Origin of the sequence: Streptomyces paradoxus (assembly GCF_014202475.1) — a bacterium.
Lineage (GTDB): Bacteria > Actinomycetota > Actinomycetes > Streptomycetales > Streptomycetaceae > Streptomyces > Streptomyces paradoxus.
The window spans coordinates 23,140-41,351 of record NZ_JACHGV010000016.1 but is presented as its reverse complement, the minus strand read 5'-3'; the positions used below and the strand labels follow the sequence as shown (position 1 = coordinate 41,351).

The window sequence follows — 18,212 nt, the reverse complement described above, 5'->3', positions numbered from 1 at the left end:
ACCTCAAGAGCGGGGCGGTCGCCGTACGGCCACGTCCGCACCACCGGTGGCGGCCCGTCCCTGGGTACCAACGATTCCCGGAGCAGCGCGCGCAAGGCCGTTCAGCAACCGCGGCAGAAGGCGCCCGTCCCCAAGGGTGCCCGCCGCGCCGAAGGCACCGGCGCCCCCGCCTCGCGTCTCCGGGGCCGGAGATGAACAACCACGAAGAGACGCAAGCCGTCCGCATCGGAGACCTTCCACGCTCCGCGCTAGCTCTTCCGGCACGACTCGATGCATGGGCCGATCGGCGACCGTCAGCGACCTTGCTGACCAGCCAGGCCAGGTTCGCGGCGACCTCCACGTACACCCGGCGCCGACGACCGCGCTGGCGCAGGCGAAGTCCTCCGGCGAGCCCGTGGAAGTAACGGCGGACCGTACGGAACACTCCACGACGCACGCCAACCCGGACGGAACGTTCCTGCTCACCCAGTCCTCAACACCGCAGCGCGTCCACCGGGAGGATGGCAGTTGGGGGCAGGTCGATCCCGTTCTGGAGCGTCGGCCTGACGGCCGGATCGCCCCCAAGGGCGCTGTGGTCGATCTGTCGTTCTCCGGGGGTGGTTCCGGCTCTGACATGCTGCGGATGGGCAAGGACGGCCGGTCGATCACCCTTGGTTGGACTGATGCGCTGCCTGAGCCGACCCTTAAGGACGCAACAGCAACCTACGCCGACGTGTTGGACGGGGTGGATCTGCAGCTGACCGCGACCGCCGAGGCGTACCGCGAGGTACTCGTCGTGAAGACGCCTGAAGCTGCCGCCAATCCCGAACTCGAGCAGGTCAAGCCCGCGGCGTGCCCGCGGCGGCCGGCGTAGACCAGATAGACGGCGACCTGGGCGTTCTCGATCCTGCCCGCGGTGCCGGTGTACTGCCGCTGAGCACCGGCAGTGTCGGTGCCCTTCTTCACGTCGCCGGTCTCGTCGACAACCAGGACTGCCTCGTCGTCGTGCAAATGCTCGACCACGTAGGCGCGCACGTCGTCGCGGACCTGGTCGGCGTCCCACGTGGCCCGCCCGAGCAGGTGCTGCATGCCGTCCGGGGTTTTGTCCCCGGCCCACTCGGCGATGGTCCAGCAGTTCTTGCGCGGCAGGTCGGACAGCAGGCCGAGTACCAACTTCCGGGCCCGGCGCCGGGATTCCACCCGCGTGAACCGTCCCGCTATCCGGCTCATCAGGCCCTCGAACGCTTCCTGCCAGCGGGCAGGGTCTACGCTGTGACCTGCGGCCACCGCATGATCGTTTGTCTTCACACACCGATGATCAACGGTGGCCGCGTCCGTCTCCACAGCGCGTCAGGGTCGCGCAGCGTCTGCCTGCCGTCCTGTATTTGGAGGACTTGTGCAACGTGGCGAAGTCTGGTGGGTTCAGTTCGACGAGCGGAGGTTGGTCGTACTGCTGTCGGGAGAGGACACGTCCGGGATCCGGGTGATGCAGGTCGTTGCTTCGGCGGGCGTCGACATCAGCGGTCTGGGCATCGAAGTGATGGTGGGCGCCGGTGAAGGACTGCCGTTCGAAGGCGTGCTGCGGCTCGCGTTCCCGCGTCCAGGCTTCACCCCGTGCACGTGGCTGACCACTGTGTCCCGGGACGACCTGATAGAGCGGGAGGCCGTCCTGTCCTCCCTGAAGCTCAGCGAGATTGACGACGCCCTCCGACTCGCTGAACAAGCGCACGAGCGTACCCCGGCAACGACCGCGAAGCTCAGCGAGATACGGGACGCCCTCCGTCTCGGTGAACTCGGGTAGACGAAGAAGGAGCCGACGCCCGTGACGGCGTGGGCGATCTCGGGCGAGATGATCCACGCTGGCCTCGGCGCCCCTCACCATCGAGATCACGATCTACGGCTGGAGTACTAGGGTCCGTCTTCAAAGATTATCCGGGTGGTAGATCATGGTGTTGTGGTACGTCGTCATGAACTCACCGACCAGGAGTGGGAGTTACTCGCTCCGCTGATACCCCGGGCCGCGACAAGGCGGCCTCGCGTGGAGGACCGGCAGGTCATCAACGGGATGGTCTACAAGATCCGCACCGGGATCTCCTGGCGTGACCTGCCGGAACGCTACGGGCCGTGGAAGACCGTGTACACCCGCTTCCGCCGCTATGCCCTGGACGGGGTGTTCACCCAAGCCCTGCAGCAGATCCAGGCTCACGCCGACGCGGCCGGCGACATGGACTGGCTGGTCCAGATCGACTCCACCGTCGTCCGCGCTCACCAGCACGCCGCCGCCACGGGGCGAAAAGGGGGCGGCACCGGCTAGACGAACCGGACGATCACTCTCTCGGCCGATCCCGAGGCGGACTAACCACCAAGATCCACCTTGCCTGCGACGGCAAGGGCCGCCCGCTCGCGATCCTGGTGACGCCCGGCCAACGCCACGACAGTGTCTGTGCACGTCCTCTGCTGGAAGGGATCCGGGTTCCGCGCACCGGCACGGGCCGGCCGCGCTGCAGGCCCGACCGGGTCATCGCAGACAAGGCTTACAGCTCCCGAGGCTTCCGTGCCTACCTGCGACAACGCGGCATTGCGCACACCATCCCCGAGAAGACTGACCAGCGGCGGCACCGGCTGAGGCGCGGTGGCCACGGCGGCCGACCGCCAGGGTTTGACCGGGAGACCTACCGACGGCGCAACACGATCGAGCGCTGCTTCAATCGGATCGAGGGCTTCCGAGGCATCGCTACCAGCTCCGAGAAGACCGCCACTTCCTATGAAGCAGCGGTCACCCTCGCATCGTTCCTGCTCTGGGCAAGATCCGTTTGAAGACGGACCCTAGCACCACGATCGGTTCAGCAGTGCGCGACGACTTCCAAAGTGATCTTGAGATGCCGACCCGTCATGCCCTTGGCCTTGGTGATGCCGAAGGCGTACCGGTCGATCGTGGTAGTGCCGCTCGCCGTCATCCGCTTGCCCTCGTGGGTAACCGTGCCGAGTGTGACGGCGATCGGCCGAGACACCCCGCAGACAGTCAACTCGCCGTACAAAGTGGCATCAGCGTCGGATCGTTCCACACGCTGGCTCCGGAAGCCGATCTCGGGATGCCGAGCCACGTCCAGGTAGTCACAGGACCTGACGTGGTCGTCACGCTCCTGATTGCCCGACTCGAAGCTGCCAATCACGCGCCTTGAATCCCGGAAAATCGTGGTCGGCCGCTCGTTTTCGAGGGACCCGAAGCCAGCACTCCGGAGGTGGCTTCCGACGCCCGCGCAGCGGGCACAGTGGGTCGCCTAGCCCAGGCCATCGATCACCGGCCCAAGCGTTTTAGCCCCTCATGAGAGACGGCACCGGTGGCGGCCACGGCCCCGAGCACCAACTCCTTGTCCAGGAGCCCCTCGTCTCGCAGGTCGCTGAGGACTCGTCCGGCGTTAGTCCGGTCCCATTCATTGGTGTAGCCGTTGTTCCCATACAGCTTCAGGCCCTGCACCGCTGCCGCGACACGTTCGTCGAACGGCTGCGGTCTGTTCGAGTGCGAAGTACTCGGCGATGGTCTCGGGCCGGGCACCGATCCGGCGTGCGTCGCCCTGCCGGTCCCATTGTTCGACCATCTGGTTCAGCTCGGCTAGTGAGGCGACCTCAGGGACGGGAACGAAGTGGTCGCGGCGGAAGTAGCCGATCTGACCCTCGACGCCGCCCTTCTCGTGAGCGGCCTTCGATGCCCGGACGGCAGTAAAAGCTCTCGATCGTGAAGTGCGACTTGAAGGCGATCCACCGGTCGTCCTCCACCCTGGCCCGGCTCTATACCGTGTCCGTACCTGCCTTTCCCCTTGCCGCGCGGTACGAGGGCCTACCAGGAGCTTCGTCTTGCTCCGGCCTGAGCCGTCATCAGGGGACTGCGTCCAGCGGGCAGGCGAAGCGGCCGCCGGGCCCCCAGGTGGTGACGGATCGCGCGCCATCGGCGAGCACTCCGCAGGTGAGGTCTGTGACCTGCGTGCCCTCGGGGGTTATCTCGCGAATGTGGATCTCCTTGTTCGGGGGGTAGTTGTGACCGCTGTCCAGTGTGATGACCCCGGATTCCCCGACGTACTCGCGGACGCCGGGATCCTGCAGGAAGGTGACGAGCGCACTGGGTGAGAAGAAGCGGTCTGTGGTGAAGATCGCGTTCATGGCCTCGGAGAGGATGTTGGCGGCGTCGTAGCCCACCGCGGCGTCGTTCTCCGCGGACAGGTGGAACGCCTCCCGGAAGGATCTGGCGAACGGCCCGCCGGGGGCCGGCCGGCTGAACTGGCTGTAGAAGAGGGTCAGACCGCCGTACCTCTGCGGCATCAGCCGTGGATGCATGGTCAGGCCCGGGGCAGGGCTTTCAGCCAGCACCGCCACGCGGCCCTGGCGGGCGCGGCATTCCCGGTCACCCTGCATGGAGTGGAACAGGTCTTCCATGACGCCAGAGCGGCCCGCATAGAGGACGAAGCCGTTGGTGCGGTGGACCAACGTGCAGACGGTGTCGGCTACATCGCTCGTCGGGCGCCCGTCTTCCATCTCGCCGTACGGCACGAGGTGCACGGGCCCGGTCGAGCGGTAGGCGGCGTCGAAACGGTGGGCGAGGTCGGCGCTGAAATACTCGTCCCGAGGGTCGAAGACGACGACGGCGGCCGGACCGGAGTGGCCGGAGGCCGGCTCCGCCAGGGTCCGCAGCCGCGGCGAGTGGCGAGCGAAGGCGGCCATGACCTTGGCGATGCGCGCGTTGGGCGGTGAGAGCTGGAAGTACGACACGGGTGAGTTGCCCTCGACCATGCGCTGGCCGGAGACGCCGGTTCCAAGGACGGTGATGCCCCGGGTCCCCAGTTCGATCGCGGCCTGCTGGGACTCCGGACGGCTCTGGGCGAGGCCGATGACCGCCGCGATGTGGTCCTTGTCCGCCCGGTCGATGATCATCTGCGTGACGTCCACGTCACTGCCGTTGGTGGTGTTGAGGCCGCCGCGTGAGCCGTAGCGGAAGTACTCGCCGGCGTTGGCGACGAGCAGCCGCACGGGTACCTGCGACTTCAGATGGCGGTCGTTGACCTGCTTCTGGGCGAGCAGCGCGCCGCGTAGCATCTGAAAGCCCGTGGGCACGGTGCGCTTTGATTCCGAGCCGACGCTCAGCGGCGCGAAGAAGACGAGCGTTCGATAGGGCCGGTCCGTGTTCACCTGAGCGTTCTGGCGGCCGAGGGTCCGCACCAGCTTTCTGAGGTCCGGCGCGTACAGGCCATGGGCCAGGTCGCAGCCGTCGATGCCGTCGGTGAGGCCGACAACCTCTCCTGTCGGCACCTGCCGACAGGAGGAGGTGGGGTGCCCGACAGGCGTGCGGTGCTCGTCGAAGAAGAGTCCCACCAGCTCCCTGGACAAGGCGACGCCGCCGGCGCACAGCACCGCCGCAGCGGTGGCGGCAGCCACCGGACGCGCCCAGTCGAGGCGGCGGGGGCGACGGAAGTGGACGGCGCGGTGCGAGGCCAGCCGTTCCGCCGCGGTGCCGTCGTCGGGCGTGCGTGGCAGGGGCAGCACGTGCACGGCATCGGCGGCTCGGCCGGCGACCGCCGCCGAGAACAGTGCGGCCGCCGCCCGGCCGGCTCGGTGGGCGTCGGCGCCGCCCTGCACGGACTGGCGCGGCAGACCAGCGGCGTACGAGGGTAGTTCGTCCGTGGCGGCGCCCAGCACCAGCAGCGGACTGGAGCCGTTGTCGCGGGCGACGGCGGCGTACGTGTCCAGGAACTTGCGGCAGGCGGACCCCTCGCCGCCCACGGTCGGCAGGAGTAGGACGAAGGCCCATCTACGCCGCGGACGGAGCCGACTCCACAGCCGTGGCCGTGCCGCCCTGGCCAGGTCTCGGATCAGCGCGGTGAGGAGGACCTGGCGGACCACCGCCTCGTCGCGGGCCGCCAGGGAAGCCGCCTCCGGATGCCGGCTCTCCGCCGCGTTCTGGGCCAGGGTGTGCTGGTGCGCCGCGCGCAGTCCTGCCGCCGCATTGAGGAAGCTCCGGCCGGTCTGGCCCAGCATGCGGCCCGCCCACGGGTGGCGTCGGTCGAGGCGTATGCCGTACCACAGACGCCGCAGCCAGCCGGGGAGGACGGTCAGCAGTTGCAGGACCGCGCCCCACTTTCCGCCCATGGCCTCGCCGAGCTGCGCGGTCTCGGCGGCCGGCTGGAACCGCTGGGTGTACCTGTCGCAGAGCATGACCCGCAGGGCCCGCCGCTCCTCCTCCGCGTCCCCGGGCGGGAGGTCAGCGCGCAGCACCGCCAGGCACGTGTCGAACTCGGGTAGCCGCAGGGCCCCGGCCCCCTCCGGCATGGAGGTGCGCAGTTGCCGTGCCACATCCTCCAGCAGCAGCACGTGCGGCCCGCCCACGACGTCCTCCCGCGCGCCGCCCCGGATGAGCCGCACGTCGTCGATGACGGCGTGTGGCGCGAGGCTGGCCAGATGTCGCGTCGTCAAGTTCCCGGCAGAGGACACAAGGCGCTGCCCGTATGCCAGCACGAGTGCGGTGAGCCCCGGATCCGGCTCCGCAGTGCCTGCGGCCGGGTCGCCATCCGGCTCGCGGGCCAGCAGCAGGGCCGGCAGTCGGCGTCCGCGGGATCGTGACAGGGGTGGCAGACCAGCCCGCCGGTCGGCGACGTACCGGTCGATCACCCGGACGATCTCGTCGAAGCCGACGGGCAGGACGAGCTGTTGCTCGTCGCCGGGGGGTGAGTGCAGCACGCAGACCTCCAAGTGGCCTCCATCGATGGAGTGTTGCGTGAGTCTAGGAACGGAATATGCCATACGGAGGCTTTGCTGCTTATCGACTCCTTCTGATGGGGTGTGATCGCAGTTCGCCCACATTGCTGCTGCCGAAGCGACGGACTGGTGATCAGCAGGCGACAACTACGAGGTCACCCGCCTCGGCTGCGATCACCCACCGGATGGCAAGACGCCGGGGCCCACCTGTCACCGGCCCTGCCGGAGCGGGGTTCGAGCTGATCAGTGCCCCGGTGTGCGGGCCATTCCTCGGGTAACGGGGCGGGCAGGCTGATGGGGGCCACGTGCCAGCCCTGGGGCAATACCCCGCACAAACGGGGGACGCGGAACTTGCAGAGCCGTAGTCGCGGCCCACCGGCGACAGCCCCGGGCGCCGCGAGCAGTGCGGAACCGTTGGATCGGTTGTGACGGTTCACAGAAGCTGATCGGCAAGCTCCGCCAGCAGCAGCGCGACCGGCCGTGGTCTCGGTGCCGGATCCGTCGGTGGTCGGCCAGCCGGTGACCCTCACCGACACCGTCACCCCACCGCTTCGCCGGCCGACACGTGGTCACGATCCTGTGCGGCAGCAAGTGACATGAATGTCTGTCACCGCTGATCGGTGCGGCTCCCGTCGACAGGTCTTGATAATTGCTCTCGTTCGCGGCCTCGAACCTCGTGAGACTCTGTGGGTTCTTCGCTAGGTCCGTCCCATCGCGGAAGACCTGGTGGAACGCGTCGGACCGGCTGGGCTCGCGGGTCAGCAGCACGTGCGCCCTCCAGTCAGCACCAGGCATCGGCCAGCCGGTTCACGAGCGCGTCCCAGGCAGAGCATGCGGCTGCGAAGTCGGCCGCGCTGGAGGACCGCCGTGTGCGAGATTTCCGACCGATCGCCAGGTGCCGACCGGCAGCCGCACGTCCTGGAGTTGTGTGTCTGCGATGCCCCCTTTCCTCCCACTCATACAAGCGCCTGACTACCAGGACGCTTCCCAGGAGAGTCGATCAGATCAGGATAATTACGAGGTTAAATAATAGGATAAGGCTGCTGGGGTTCGTGTGGAGGCACACATCAGATGGCGACCGAGGAAGAGTTGTTCGCGAACATCGACGCGCTGCCGGAGGAGGAGCCAGACCGGCGCGATCGCCGCGGGTGCCGTTCTGATCGCCCTGTTCGGTCTGCGGCGGCTGATGCGCCGGGGCTGGCGGCCCCATTCCCCGCCCCGTCCGTCCGGTCTACCGCTCCCGCAGCCGTGCGGCCTGCGCGGATCCCACCTCGGTGGAGCGGCGCAAGTAGCGCTCGATCACCCCGAGTTCCTCGTCGCCGAACTCGGCGAGCAGTGCGGCGAAGGCGCTGCCGGGGGCATCCCATGCGGCCTCGGCCTCCGGTGCGCGCCGGGCGGTGAGCGAGACACGGGTTCTTCTGCGGTCGTGAGGATCAGGCCTCCTCTCGACCAGCCCCGCCCGTTCCAGCCGGTCGACGAGCCGAGTGGCCGAACCCGAGGTGAGGCCGGTCAGTTCGGCGATCTGCCCCGTGGTGAGGGGCTCGGGTTCGAGGCCGAGCAGGCTCACGCACTGCAGATCCGTCGGATGCAGTCCCAGCCGGTCCGCCATGGCCTGGTTGTAGAGGGTGTACGCGGCGTGCTGCCGCCGGGCGGCCACGGTGACGGCGGCGATCAGGCCCTCGCGATTCTCGATTGACACGGCTCGGCATCCGCCCCTTCAATTTCCTGTGTCACGCAGATACTTCGTTGTGCAGATACTAGTGCACCCAAGGAGCGCATCATGAGCACCGCCCTATCCATCGAGCGGATGAGCGAGCTGTACAGCCACTGGACCACGTTATGGCGGGGCGACTTCAGCCGGGCCGACGAGATCCTCGATCCCGGCTTCGTCGTCCACCAGGCGCGGCCGGACGGCAGCGACTCGGAAGCGGTGACGGGCCCGGCCCGGCTGCTCCCCGAGATCGAGCAGACCATGGCGGTGTTCGCGGACATCGCCCTCACCGTGGACCTCGGGCCGATCGTCCAGGGCGACCTGATCGCGGCACGCTGGACGCTGCGCGCCCGCTACTCGGGCGGCCTCGAGCACGCCACGGCCCCGGTCCGCACCCCCGTCGCCTTCAGCGGCCACGACATCCTGCGGGTCTCCGGCGGCAGGTTCGTCGAGTACTGGACCTGCACCGACGTACTGGCCGGCCTCACCCAACTCGGCGCCGTCTCCGGCCCCAACGGCCCGGCCGTGACGGCCCCGCACCTGGTCGACTCCGAGTCGAAGGCGTCCTCGGAGGTTGACCTGCCGCCTCATTAGGGGGTGATAGGGGATTCAGCACGCTGGCCTCGTTCGGCGCGGAGGCCCCTAAGTCGTGTCCGCAATGTCAGGGCAGCCAGAGCTGTAGGACGGTGATGGTGACCGAGAAGATCTTTGTCGCCCCGGGACTGCTCACGAGGATCAGCCGTCGCCGCCCAGATCCGCGACCAGTCCGCCACCGTGGGCGACTGCCGCTTGACGGGAGACGGCGTTCATCACGCTGGGCATAGCCCGCCTGCACAGCCTCGCACTCGCCGGATAGGCCGGCCCAAGGCGGCAATCCTCGATGCTGACCGTGTCGACTCAGTTGATCATTGCGGGACAGCCTTTAGGCATGCCTCCGTGACCGCAGGGATCGAGGCTTGTTCAGTGGTTCTGGCACCTACGGTTGTGCGTGCGGTACTCAACTTTGGCTGGTGCGTGAACCAAGCCGCATTGCTGCCCGTCTCTCGATGCACACGGCACGAGAGGAACCTGGTGGGAAACAGAAGTAAGACCATCTCCGCTCTGACTGTTGCGGTCGCTTGTCTGGTCATGAGCGGCTGCGGGTCTTCAGGGGAGGCGACGACCAGCGCGGGCCGAGAGCAGGCTCCGGCGCACAGCGCCACCCCCGGCCCGGGGGCGTCCTTGCCGTCGCGAGGGGAGGATGCTTCCCGTTCACCGCGGCCTGAGCCGACCGCCACTGGGCCGGTACTCCGTGGTGTCCCGTGGAATCTGGACAGGCTCGACCAGAGCGGTTCCAGGCTCGATCACCGCTACCGCACCCGTGCCACCGGGAGGGACGTACGGGTCTATGTTGTCGATTGCGGCCTGGATGTTGAGCACCAGCAGTTCGAGGGCCGGGCGATCCAGGGGGTCGACACGATGGGCGGAAAGGCGGGACAGTGCTCCGACGAGGCGGGCATTATCCATGGCCTGTTCGTCGCGGGAATCATCGGCGGCAAGGACACCGGGGTGGCGAAAGAATCCACCATCGTCTCGGTACGGGCGATGCAAGGTGGCGAGGGAACCCGGCCGGTTCCGCGCGAGCAACAGGAAGCCGCCATCGTCCGGGGCCTGAACTGGGTTGCCGCACACGCCGAAAAGCCCGCCGTGGTCAATATGTCGCTGAATTTCGACCATCCTGCGCCCATGCTCAAGGCGGCGGTTAAGAAAGTGATCGAAAAGGGGATCACGGTTGTGGCCTCAGCGGGCAACGACGGCCAGGATGCCTGCGGCCACCCACCCGCCGACATTCCCGCCGTCATCACAGTGGCCGCGAGTACCACGCGGGACCGGCCATGGACGTCGGCATGGGGCAGCTCGAACAGAGGGCGCTGCGTGGACCTGTATGCCCCCGGCCACGACATCACCTCGCTTCTCCCCGGGAATCTGACCGACCGCTATCAGGACTCCGGTGCGACGTCCTGGGCGGCGCCCCATGTCACTGGTGCGGCAGCTCTCTACCTCGAGAAACACCCCCATGCGTCGCCATCGGAGGTCGCGTCCTGGCTGACCTCTCATGCCACCCGCGACGCCCTACACGAGGTCCCGGCTCACACCGCGAACCTCCTACTCAACGTTCACGGCCTCTGACTGACCGTGACCGGGCGGAATGAGTAGGTGGCGAACCACTGTTCCTGCGGTGTTCGCTGTGCTGGCAGGCCGCCGAGATCGCTACCGGATCTCTGTCTGTCCAGCAGAGCTGCATGGTGAGCGCAGCACGGGAGCGGCTCATTGGCCGCTGGGACGGCGCGGCGGGAAGTCCGCCGGCAGTCTCCGACCATGAGTTGGTGCGCGCGGACCAGTGGCGCACTCTTGGAATACCGCTCTGGGCGGCTGTGTTGGCAGGAGTCTGGTTGTGGAGGGGACAGTGTCCCCGAGCCTCACCTATTGCCTACAGGGAAGATTGTTGTAGGCGACCGCCCCTCGTATCGCGCATGCTGATCAGCCCCGCCCGGTGATGTTGGCCGGACGGGGCTGACTGCTGCATAAGAATCGGGCGCCTGGACTGGGTGGAGAGGGGTTAACCGCAGTCGTTCCGGTTGATCTTCAGGGAGCGGGTCTGGTCGTTGAGGTTGTAGCCACGCAGGTCGTGGATGGAGCCGCCGCTGAGGGTGACGCACACTCAGCGTCCGGCGCGGTTGCGCTTTTCGTAGACGCGGGCGGTGCGATCGGAGTTGTTTCGCATGGAGCTGCCGCGGTCACGGATCGCGGAGGGCAGATCCTTCACGTTGCCGTCCGCGGCACGCCGCACCCAGGGCTGCCCGCCGAAATTGATCTCGGGGTAGATACAGACGTAGCCGGAAGGGCACTCGATGGCGGCCCGCTGTGTGCTGGCTCGCCGGAAGCGTAGGCCGTGACACACATCGAGGAAAGGACCAGGGCGGCGACGGCCCCGGCACGCATCAGATTTTTGATCACGGCATCAGAGATACGGGCTGCGAAGGGAAGGGCAGGCGACTTTGCCCGCTGGTTCACTCCAGTGGAGGAGCCCTGCGCGCCGCGCGGTGCGGCTCGCCGGCGCCAGGGCCGCTCCGAGGAGACCAGACGCGCCCGGCCGGGGAGCCGGGCGCGTTCACGTTCTATAAAGGGCGTGGGTGAGCCGTTACATGAGCCCGAGCTCCTCATCGCTGATCGGAACGATGGGGGGCGTACCGCTCACAGCCCCCCGTGCGCTCCTGACAGGTGTCAGGACACAGGTGAGGGTCAGCCCGCTTACGCTCGGGACCAGTTACATCTGCATGTCCCACCAGCCGCTGGCAGGTTTACGCCTGAGTCACCCCCGCGGAGCGGGCCGCTGGCTGCATCGCATATCCATCAGCGGCTCCCGTAAGGGCCAGCGAAACGCACGGAACAAACAAGCGTGCCAACCTCTGGAGGATAGATGAAGCGTCGAATTATGGCCGGCGTAGGCGCAGTTGCGCTAGCCGCGAGTGGCGTCATACTGACGGCCCCGGTGTCGTCTGCAACTGCACAGAAGCTGTGCACCGTTGCCAGGCCCAGCCCCGGTTGGGGATACTCCATCTGCCACGATGGGTACGGAACTCAGCGCGCAGTTGTCACCTGCGGCAGCGGTTCCAGCCTCAACATCAACTACGGACCGTGGGTGCCCGCAGACGGCGTCTCCGAGTCACACGCCTACTGCAGGATTCCGACCACCGTCGTGCTTGTTGACGCAGAGCACCGCCCGTAAGCGACCAACCCGGACCGCCTGGACCGACGAGCAGCAGACTTCGTGGGCGACCGCCTGGCGGGCCTGGCGCGGCCTCGCCAACGACGTCCAGGCCGCGGTCACGGAACACGCCAAGGAACAGGGCACCCCGCGCCACCAGGTCGAGGCGGATGTGAAGAAGGCCCGACGTCACCCGGAGTTCGTGGCCGACGGCTGACCTATGAGTCCTCAGGCCAGTTCGCGAGCACCCGCTCGCCGTCGTCGGCGCGCTCGGTCAGAACGATCCGGGCACCTCGATGCTGCCCCACGAGCCGATCCATGACAGGTACTGGTGCTCGGCTGCGGGCTTCTTGCCCCACCAGCCGTGCATCACCGGCTTCCCGTCCGCCGTCAGGGTGAGGTGGAACGGGTCGTCGTCCACGTCACTCACCTTCCCATCCGCCCGCGTCGGTGTAGGTGCGCAGCCGCAGCTGCGCGTCGGCCGCTACATCGCGCAGCTCTTCGAGGAACCGCTCCGGCGTCACGGGCAGCGTGGGCGGCGTCTCAAGGAAGCACTGCCGGCACCGGTCCAACCAGCGGTCCCCGTGGTCCGGGTCGTGGATTACACCGCTGGTGCGGGACGGTTGGCCGCAGGCGGAGCAGGGCGGCTCCTGCTCCATCCGCTTCCAGGTCTCCGCGAAGCGGGGCGCGGGCGGGGCAAGGGAGAGGGAGGCCGGATCGACGCTCAGCTTGCGTGCGGCCTCCTTGCTGTTCAATGCCTGCTCCTGCCCTTGGGGGTGAGGGTGGGCTGTGTGGCGCCCTGATCATAGAATCGAACGCATGAACGATACAGGGGCGTCGCGACTCGCGCTGCTGCGCTTCCGGGAGCGTGTGCAGGAGCGCGACCTGGTCCGCACCCGCAGGTGGATCGCCGACGAGGAACGCCGCGAGGCGGAGCGGCGTGTCGGCGAAGCGCGGCGCCCGCCGGCGCCCGAGTGGTTGATCGAGCGCGGCCTGGACCGCAAGAACACGCTTGCCGTCCACGCGGGGGAGTGCTGGGACCCGGGCAAGCGGGCGAGACCTGCGACCAGGGCGCAGGCGATCGAGGCACTGCGCCATCAGGTGCCGGCATGCTCGAAGTGCAGGCCGGACACGGCGCTCGGCATCGTGGACTAGGCGCTGCGCGGCCAGCGCCCGGCCGTCTTTTTCGCCGCGGCCTTTTTCGTGGTCTTCTTCGCGGCGGTCTTCTTGGCCGGCTGCTTCTTCGCGGTCTTCTTCTTCGGCAGCTCGTGCACGTCGGCGTCCTCGCCACGCGAAGCCCGTGCCGGCCGTGCGGGGTGTCGGGGGGTGGCTGGGGTCCGGTGGTTGGAGGTGCAGGTTCCGCTGCTTCACCGGGCCCCAGCTATGGAGCCTTGTGCCCGGGATGGTGGTGGATACACGGTTTGCCTGGGGATGTCCTGAGACCCAACAGGCCTGTGGGCCTCGGGTGTTCCCGGGGCCCACAGGCTGGCTTCTGTGTGGTGGGTTACCAGCGATACCAGCGGCCCTTGCGGCCGCCTGTGTCCGCACTGCGCAGCACGAAGCCCAGCAGCCAGACGACCAGCACGATGACGGCGATCCACCACAGTGCCTTCAGCGCGAAGCCCGCGCCGAAGAGGACCAGAGCCAGAAGCAGGACGAGAAGCAGGGGAACCATAGTTATCAACCTCCGTTGCTCCTCGTGCCCGGTGATTCGAAGAACACGCGGCTGATCTGCCTGGTTTCTTCACTGCTCTTGCGGGAACTGGGCTCAGTTTCGTCACCGGCGTTCACCTTACGGCCTGCCGGCGCCCGGCGCGTCCGCGCTACTTCGACGCGCATCTTGGAGCGGGACTTGCTGTCCACGCCCCCGCTCGTCTGGCTTCGTGGGTGAATCTCGCGGACAAAGCCACGCACCCGATGCGGTGGTGCGCACCAACGGTGTCCGACATCCACCCCACTGAGTGGAGTCCACCGGCCGGGAGCGGACGACACCGTGCTCAGCGTCCACTCCACCGAGTGGAGCCCACTGGGTGAGTTGGACGACGTAGGGGAGGGGCGAGGGGCGACATCGACGGGGCGGTGCCGCGCCTCCACCTGGTGCGAACCCGCCGCGTTTCTCCTGATCCAGTGCGTAAGCAGGCGTCCCGGGCCCATGCAACGACCCGGGGCGACTGCTCGCACAGGACAGCGAATGCCTGGATCCCTCCTGGCCGTCAAGGCCTCCTCAAAGAGCGGCATCGCTGTCCGTTGCAGGGCTCGCGGTGATGACGCGGGCGCCGGGCTGATGCCTCCGTTTCCCCGGGCCCTTGAGGCCTCTGTCAAGAGCGGCGCAGCCCGGCGCCTCCGTGATTACCGCGAAACTCACTGGGGTTGCTCGGACGTTGATCGTCAAGGCGCGAGCCCGCTCCAGGGTCGACCTCTTGCTCATCCGCGAGCCCGCGAGCTCTGCAGAAAGATCGAGCCCCTGGAGTGCGCTGGTGTCGCGAACGGCTACTGAGATGGCGGACCAACGAGTCCTTGGATTAGGGCGCCGCGTGACCCGCACGTGCTCGTGACTTGCACAAACAGATGAATTAGGGAGGACAGCTTGACCGTGTTCTGCGGCATCGACTGGGCGGAGCGCCACCACGACGTCGCCCTCGTAGGCGAAGCCGGCACTCTGCTCGCCAAAGCCCGTATCACCGACGACGCGGCCGGCTACCACAAGCTCCTGGCCCTCCTAGCCGAGCACGGTGACAGCCCAGACGATTTGATACCAGTGGCCATCGAGACCAGCCACGGCCTCCTGGTCGCGAGCCTGCGCACCGGCAGCCGTCGGGTCTTCGCGATCAACCCGCTCGCCGCTGCCCGCTACCGCGACCGCCACGGCGTCAGCCGAAAGAAGTCCGACCCGGGCGACGCCTTGGTCCTCGCGAACATCCTGCGCACCGACATGCACGCCCACCGACCCCTGCCGGCCGACTCAGACTCGCCCAAGCCATCACGGTCCTGGCCCGAGCCCAGCAGGACGCCGTCTGGACTCGGCAGCAAGTCGCCAACCAGGTCCGCTCGCTCCTACGCGAGTACTACCCCGCTGCCCTGCTGGCCTTCCAGGGCAAACAAGGCGGTCTGACCAGGGCTGACGCCCGCGTCATCCTTACTCTGGCCCCGACCCCGGCCAAGGCCTCGAAGCTCACCCTCGCCCAGTTGCGGGGCGCCCTCAAACGCAGTGGCCGCCTCCGCGGCTGCGACGCGGAAGCCGAGCGGCTGCGGGACGTCTTCCGCGCCGAGTACGCCCACCAGCTGCCCGGCGTCGAGGACGCCTTCGGCCACCAGCTCCAGGCCCTGCTCAAGCAGCTGGACGCCACCTGCGAGGCCGCGGACGACCTCGCGGAGGCGGCCACAGCCGCCTTTCACCAGCACGCCGACAGCGAGATCCTGCTCAGCTTCCCGGGCTTGGGGCCCATGCTCGGCGCCCGCGTGCTCGCAGAGCTGGGCGACGACCGGGCACGGTTCGCCGACGCCCGGGCGCTGAAGTCGTACGCCGGATCCGCGCCCATCACCCGGGCTTCAGGCAAGAAGCGGTTCGTCGGCCGACGCTTCGTCAAGAACAATCGCCTCATCAACGCCGGCTTCCTCTGGGCCTTCGCCGCCCTCACCGCCTCACCGGGAGCGAACGCGCACTACCGACGCCGACGCGAGCATGGAGACTGGCACGCCGCCGCACAGCGGCACTTGCTGAACCGCTTCCTCGGCCAGCTCCACCACTGCCTCAAGACCCGGCAGCATTTCGACGAACAACACGCCTTCGCACCCCTCCTCCAAGCTCTGCGGGACTCGGAAGCTCGGGCAGCGGCGATGTCAGTGCATCCGTCTAGAGTCCCCGCGTGACTGAGCCTTCTTACCTGTCTGAGGTCCGGGAGTCATACGACACCGTGGCCAACGCCTACGCCGCCCTCGTCAAGCCCCCAACAGAGCTGGACGCGTTGTCACGCTCGATGCTGACCGCGTTCGCCGAACTCGTGCAGGCATCTGGCCTCGGACCGGTCGCAGACCTGGGCTGCGGCCCGGGCAGAGTGACGGCACACCTCGCCGGGCTCGGGGTGTCGCCGATCGGCATCGACGTGTCCCCGAAGATGATCGAACTGGCGCGCACCGCCTTTCCGGACCTGCCGTTCTCGGTGGGATCCATCACCGCCCTGGAGTTCGCAGACGACGCGCTCGGCGGCATCCTGGCCTTCTACCCCACCCATCACACGCCTCCCGAACTGCTGCCGCTCGTGTTTGCCGAGTTCTACCGCACCCTGGCGCCCGGTGGACATCTTCTCCTCGTGGGTCACGTCGGTTCCGGTGAGCACCGTCGTCCTACACAGGCCTACGGTGGCCTTCCCGTGTCCTTCGAGTCCTATCGCCTGCCTCCAGGCCAGCTTGCGGAGTTGCTGAACCGGGCCGGGTTCACCATCGACGCTCAACTGGTGCAGGAGCCCGACGAAAAGCTGACATGGAAGATCGCCAGCTTCCTTGCCCACAAGCCGATCTCCCAGGAGGCCGGCTTGACTTCTTAGCCCCCTGAGATGTCTTGACCACGACCACTACCGGCCACGGTCAGACCGCGGACAAGGGGGTCCCCTGCACGCTGCTCCCTCGAGTCCGCGCCCACCAGGGCGGCCTGAAGCGAAGGAGCCACCGCACCAGACGCTCCTCGAGGCGATCGGCAATCCGCGCCCCGAAGCTCACGACCCGCGCATGCAGGCCGAGCTACGCAGCCCCCGAGCGCGCGTACAAGGAGCAGCTACGCCGCATCGCCGCGCGGGAGAAGGCAGAGCGGGAGGCACGCCGTCCCGTGTGCGCCGACTGCGGCACCCGGTTCACCGACACCCGGTGGAAGGTCATCGAGCCCGCCGGGTGGGGAACCCCACGTGACACCCACCCGCACCTGTGCGACGAGTGCAAGCAGCGCGCCATCACCGCCGAACGCCAAACCGAGCACACGTGGGTCGGTCTGGTCCAGTTGCGATGCCGTGAGACCGGGCCGAGAGATGAGGCGGCGCCGACGCGGGTTGCAGAGAGAAGGCAAACCGCGTCGGCGCCGGGAGCCGACTCAATCGAGGATCGCGGTCGCCTCCACCTCGACCAGGACGTCGGGCTCGAACAGGTAGTCGACCCCGATGAGCGAGGAGGGCGGAAGCGGCACCGTCAACCCGATCTCCTCCGCCACCTGCCCGACCCCTTCCATGAACGCGTCGATCTTCTCGGGCACCCAGTCCGTGACGTAGAACGTGAGCCTCAGGACGTCGTCGAACGACGCACCCGCCCCCGCGAGGCCCTTCCCGGTGTTCCGCAGCGCGTGGGCGACCTGTCCGGCGAGGTCTCCCGGGGCGAGGGGAGACCCGTCCGCCGACCGGGCGACCTGGCCGCTGACATGCACGTGACGCCTTCCAGTGCCCACGGCCACATGCTCGTAAGGGGTGGGCTGCATCATGCCTTCGGGTGTGAAACGACGGACGGACATGGAGGTCTCCTCACTTCGACCAAACTCGGTATACCTTTGCTACCTGGTAGACGAAGGACACTTCAAGGAGACCAGGTATCGTGCCGGCTACTACGCACAGCCACGACGGTGAACTCAGGATCGAGCACCCCCACCGGGAGTTCCTCGACCAAGTGCTCGACAAGTGGTCGCTGAGCGTCCTCAACGAACTCTGCGAACAACCCTGTCGCTTCAACGACCTGCGCCGTGCGATCCCCGCGGTGACCCAGAAGTCGCTCACCGCTACGCTGCGCCGGCTCGAACGCAATGGCATCGTGGAGCGCGTGCTCCTCAGTTCCCGCCCCGTCGCCGTCGAGTACCGGATCACCCCCCTGGGCAAGACCATGCGGCAGCCGGTTGAGGTGCTCCTGGAGTGGGTCGCGACCCACATGCCCGAGGTGGAACGCGCCCGTCGTGCCTTCGACCTCGCATGAGCCGGCCTGCGCGGCCGGGGCAGCACTCCTACGACTGGACCGTGCTCTACGACGAGGGACGCGACCCCTGTGGAAGCACCACGAGAC

17 protein-coding genes and 2 pseudogenes are annotated in these 18,212 nt (G+C 67.8%); 9 read left to right on the top strand and 10 right to left on the bottom strand.

Annotation, left to right across the window (positions count from 1 at the left end; translation table 11 throughout):
* Positions 1-828: 828 nt before the first annotated feature.
* A pseudogene (locus tag HNR57_RS35005) lies at positions 829-1,209 on the bottom strand (IS701 family transposase); the annotation flags it as partial.
* Positions 1,210-1,375: 166 nt separating this feature from the next.
* Between HNR57_RS35005 and HNR57_RS35000 the strand changes: the two are divergent.
* Positions 1,376-1,780: a type II toxin-antitoxin system PemK/MazF family toxin gene (locus HNR57_RS35000; protein WP_184566678.1), complete on the top strand. Its 405-nt coding sequence runs from the start codon at positions 1,376-1,378 to the stop codon at positions 1,778-1,780.
* Between the two features lie 153 nt (positions 1,781-1,933).
* Positions 1,934-2,796, top strand: a protein-coding gene (locus HNR57_RS34995; protein WP_184566676.1) for an IS5 family transposase whose coding sequence is annotated in 2 segments (ribosomal slippage) — positions 1,934-2,290 and positions 2,293-2,796 — 861 coding nt in all. Because the reading frame shifts where the segments join, the coding sequence is not laid out codon by codon here.
* 26 nt (positions 2,797-2,822) lie between these two features.
* Here the strand turns inward: HNR57_RS34995 and HNR57_RS34990 are convergent.
* The 3 genes from HNR57_RS34990 to HNR57_RS34980 form a co-directional block, all read right to left on the bottom strand.
* On the bottom strand, positions 2,823-3,152 hold the full coding sequence (locus HNR57_RS34990; protein WP_313675642.1) for a YceI family protein: 330 nt from the start codon (positions 3,150-3,152) through the stop codon (positions 2,823-2,825).
* 703 nt (positions 3,153-3,855) lie between these two features.
* Complete coding sequence (locus HNR57_RS34985) at positions 3,856-6,705, bottom strand: type 1 periplasmic-binding domain-containing protein (protein WP_184566674.1); 2,850 nt, start codon at positions 6,703-6,705, stop codon at positions 3,856-3,858.
* Between the two features lie 1,249 nt (positions 6,706-7,954).
* The gene (locus HNR57_RS34980) at positions 7,955-8,422 is read right to left on the bottom strand and encodes a MarR family winged helix-turn-helix transcriptional regulator (RefSeq protein WP_184566672.1); all 468 of its coding nucleotides are present in this window, start codon (positions 8,420-8,422) and stop codon (positions 7,955-7,957) included.
* An 81-nt stretch (positions 8,423-8,503) separates the two neighbouring features.
* Between HNR57_RS34980 and HNR57_RS34975 the strand changes: the two genes are divergently transcribed.
* The gene (locus HNR57_RS34975; protein ID WP_184566670.1) at positions 8,504-9,028 is read left to right on the top strand and encodes an ester cyclase; all 525 of its coding nucleotides are present in this window, start codon (positions 8,504-8,506) and stop codon (positions 9,026-9,028) included.
* 342 nt (positions 9,029-9,370) lie between these two features.
* On the top strand, positions 9,371-10,603 hold the full coding sequence (locus HNR57_RS34970; protein WP_184566668.1) for a S8 family peptidase: 1,233 nt from the start codon (positions 9,371-9,373) through the stop codon (positions 10,601-10,603).
* A 532-nt stretch (positions 10,604-11,135) separates the two neighbouring features.
* On the opposite strand, the gene HNR57_RS40705 is transcribed toward HNR57_RS34970, so the two are convergent.
* Positions 11,136-11,375 (bottom strand): peptidase inhibitor family I36 protein, encoded by a 240-nt coding sequence (locus HNR57_RS40705; RefSeq protein WP_313675639.1) that lies wholly within the window; start codon positions 11,373-11,375, stop codon positions 11,136-11,138.
* 805 nt (positions 11,376-12,180) lie between these two features.
* Between HNR57_RS40705 and HNR57_RS34960 the strand changes: the two genes are divergently transcribed.
* The gene (locus HNR57_RS34960) at positions 12,181-12,399 is read left to right on the top strand and encodes a hypothetical protein (protein ID WP_184566667.1); all 219 of its coding nucleotides are present in this window, start codon (positions 12,181-12,183) and stop codon (positions 12,397-12,399) included.
* 57 nt (positions 12,400-12,456) lie between these two features.
* Here the strand turns inward: HNR57_RS34960 and HNR57_RS34955 are convergent, their stop codons facing one another.
* Together HNR57_RS34955 and HNR57_RS34950 are read right to left on the bottom strand one after the other, a co-directional pair.
* Complete coding sequence (locus HNR57_RS34955) at positions 12,457-12,603, bottom strand: hypothetical protein (protein ID WP_184566665.1); 147 nt, start codon at positions 12,601-12,603, stop codon at positions 12,457-12,459.
* A 1-nt stretch (position 12,604) separates the two neighbouring features.
* On the bottom strand, positions 12,605-12,937 hold the full coding sequence (locus HNR57_RS34950; protein ID WP_184566663.1) for a hypothetical protein: 333 nt from the start codon (positions 12,935-12,937) through the stop codon (positions 12,605-12,607).
* Positions 12,938-13,001: 64 nt separating this feature from the next.
* On the opposite strand from HNR57_RS34950, the gene HNR57_RS34945 reads away from it, so the two are divergent.
* Positions 13,002-13,337 (top strand): DUF6233 domain-containing protein, encoded by a 336-nt coding sequence (locus HNR57_RS34945; RefSeq protein ID WP_184566661.1) that lies wholly within the window; start codon positions 13,002-13,004, stop codon positions 13,335-13,337.
* Here the strand turns inward: HNR57_RS34945 and HNR57_RS40455 are convergent.
* Entirely contained in the window at positions 13,334-13,456 is a 123-nt protein-coding gene (locus HNR57_RS40455) for a hypothetical protein (protein ID WP_281403939.1), read from the bottom strand. The two genes, HNR57_RS34945 and HNR57_RS40455, sit on opposite strands and share 4 nt — an antisense overlap.
* Positions 13,457-13,686: 230 nt before the next feature.
* Positions 13,687-13,857, bottom strand: coding sequence for a hypothetical protein (locus HNR57_RS34940; protein WP_030853914.1), 171 nt, complete (start codon positions 13,855-13,857; stop codon positions 13,687-13,689).
* 912 nt (positions 13,858-14,769) lie between these two features.
* Between HNR57_RS34940 and HNR57_RS34935 the strand changes: the two are divergent.
* Together HNR57_RS34935 and HNR57_RS34930 are read left to right on the top strand one after the other, a co-directional pair.
* Positions 14,770-16,052: pseudogene (locus HNR57_RS34935) on the top strand (IS110 family RNA-guided transposase).
* Positions 16,049-16,726, top strand: coding sequence for a class I SAM-dependent methyltransferase (locus tag HNR57_RS34930; RefSeq protein WP_184566660.1), 678 nt, complete (start codon positions 16,049-16,051; stop codon positions 16,724-16,726). Before HNR57_RS34935 ends, HNR57_RS34930 begins: the two are co-directional and overlap by 4 nt.
* A gap of 536 nt (positions 16,727-17,262) precedes the next feature.
* On the opposite strand, the gene HNR57_RS34925 is transcribed toward HNR57_RS34930, so the two are convergent.
* Positions 17,263-17,673, bottom strand: a complete 411-nt coding sequence (locus HNR57_RS34925) for a RidA family protein (protein WP_184566658.1) — start codon at positions 17,671-17,673, stop codon at positions 17,263-17,265.
* Between the two features lie 80 nt (positions 17,674-17,753).
* Between HNR57_RS34925 and HNR57_RS34920 the strand changes: the two genes are divergently transcribed.
* A complete protein-coding gene (locus HNR57_RS34920) occupies positions 17,754-18,125 on the top strand; it encodes a winged helix-turn-helix transcriptional regulator (RefSeq protein ID WP_184566656.1) in 372 nt (123 codons plus the stop codon).
* The last annotated feature ends 87 nt before the right edge of the window (positions 18,126-18,212 follow it).

What these genes read in the sequence shown, in the direction of transcription:
- HNR57_RS34945 (WP_184566661.1), top strand. Translation starts at nt 13,002, where the DNA reads ATGAACGATACAGGGGCGTCGCGACTCGCGCTGCTGCGCTTCCGGGAG.
- HNR57_RS34940 (WP_030853914.1), bottom strand. Translation starts at nt 13,857, where the DNA reads ATGGTTCCCCTGCTTCTCGTCCTGCTTCTGGCTCTGGTCCTCTTCGGC.
- HNR57_RS34925 (WP_184566658.1), bottom strand. Translation starts at nt 17,673, where the DNA reads ATGTCCGTCCGTCGTTTCACACCCGAAGGCATGATGCAGCCCACCCCT.
- HNR57_RS34975 (WP_184566670.1), top strand. Translation starts at nt 8,504, where the DNA reads ATGAGCACCGCCCTATCCATCGAGCGGATGAGCGAGCTGTACAGCCAC.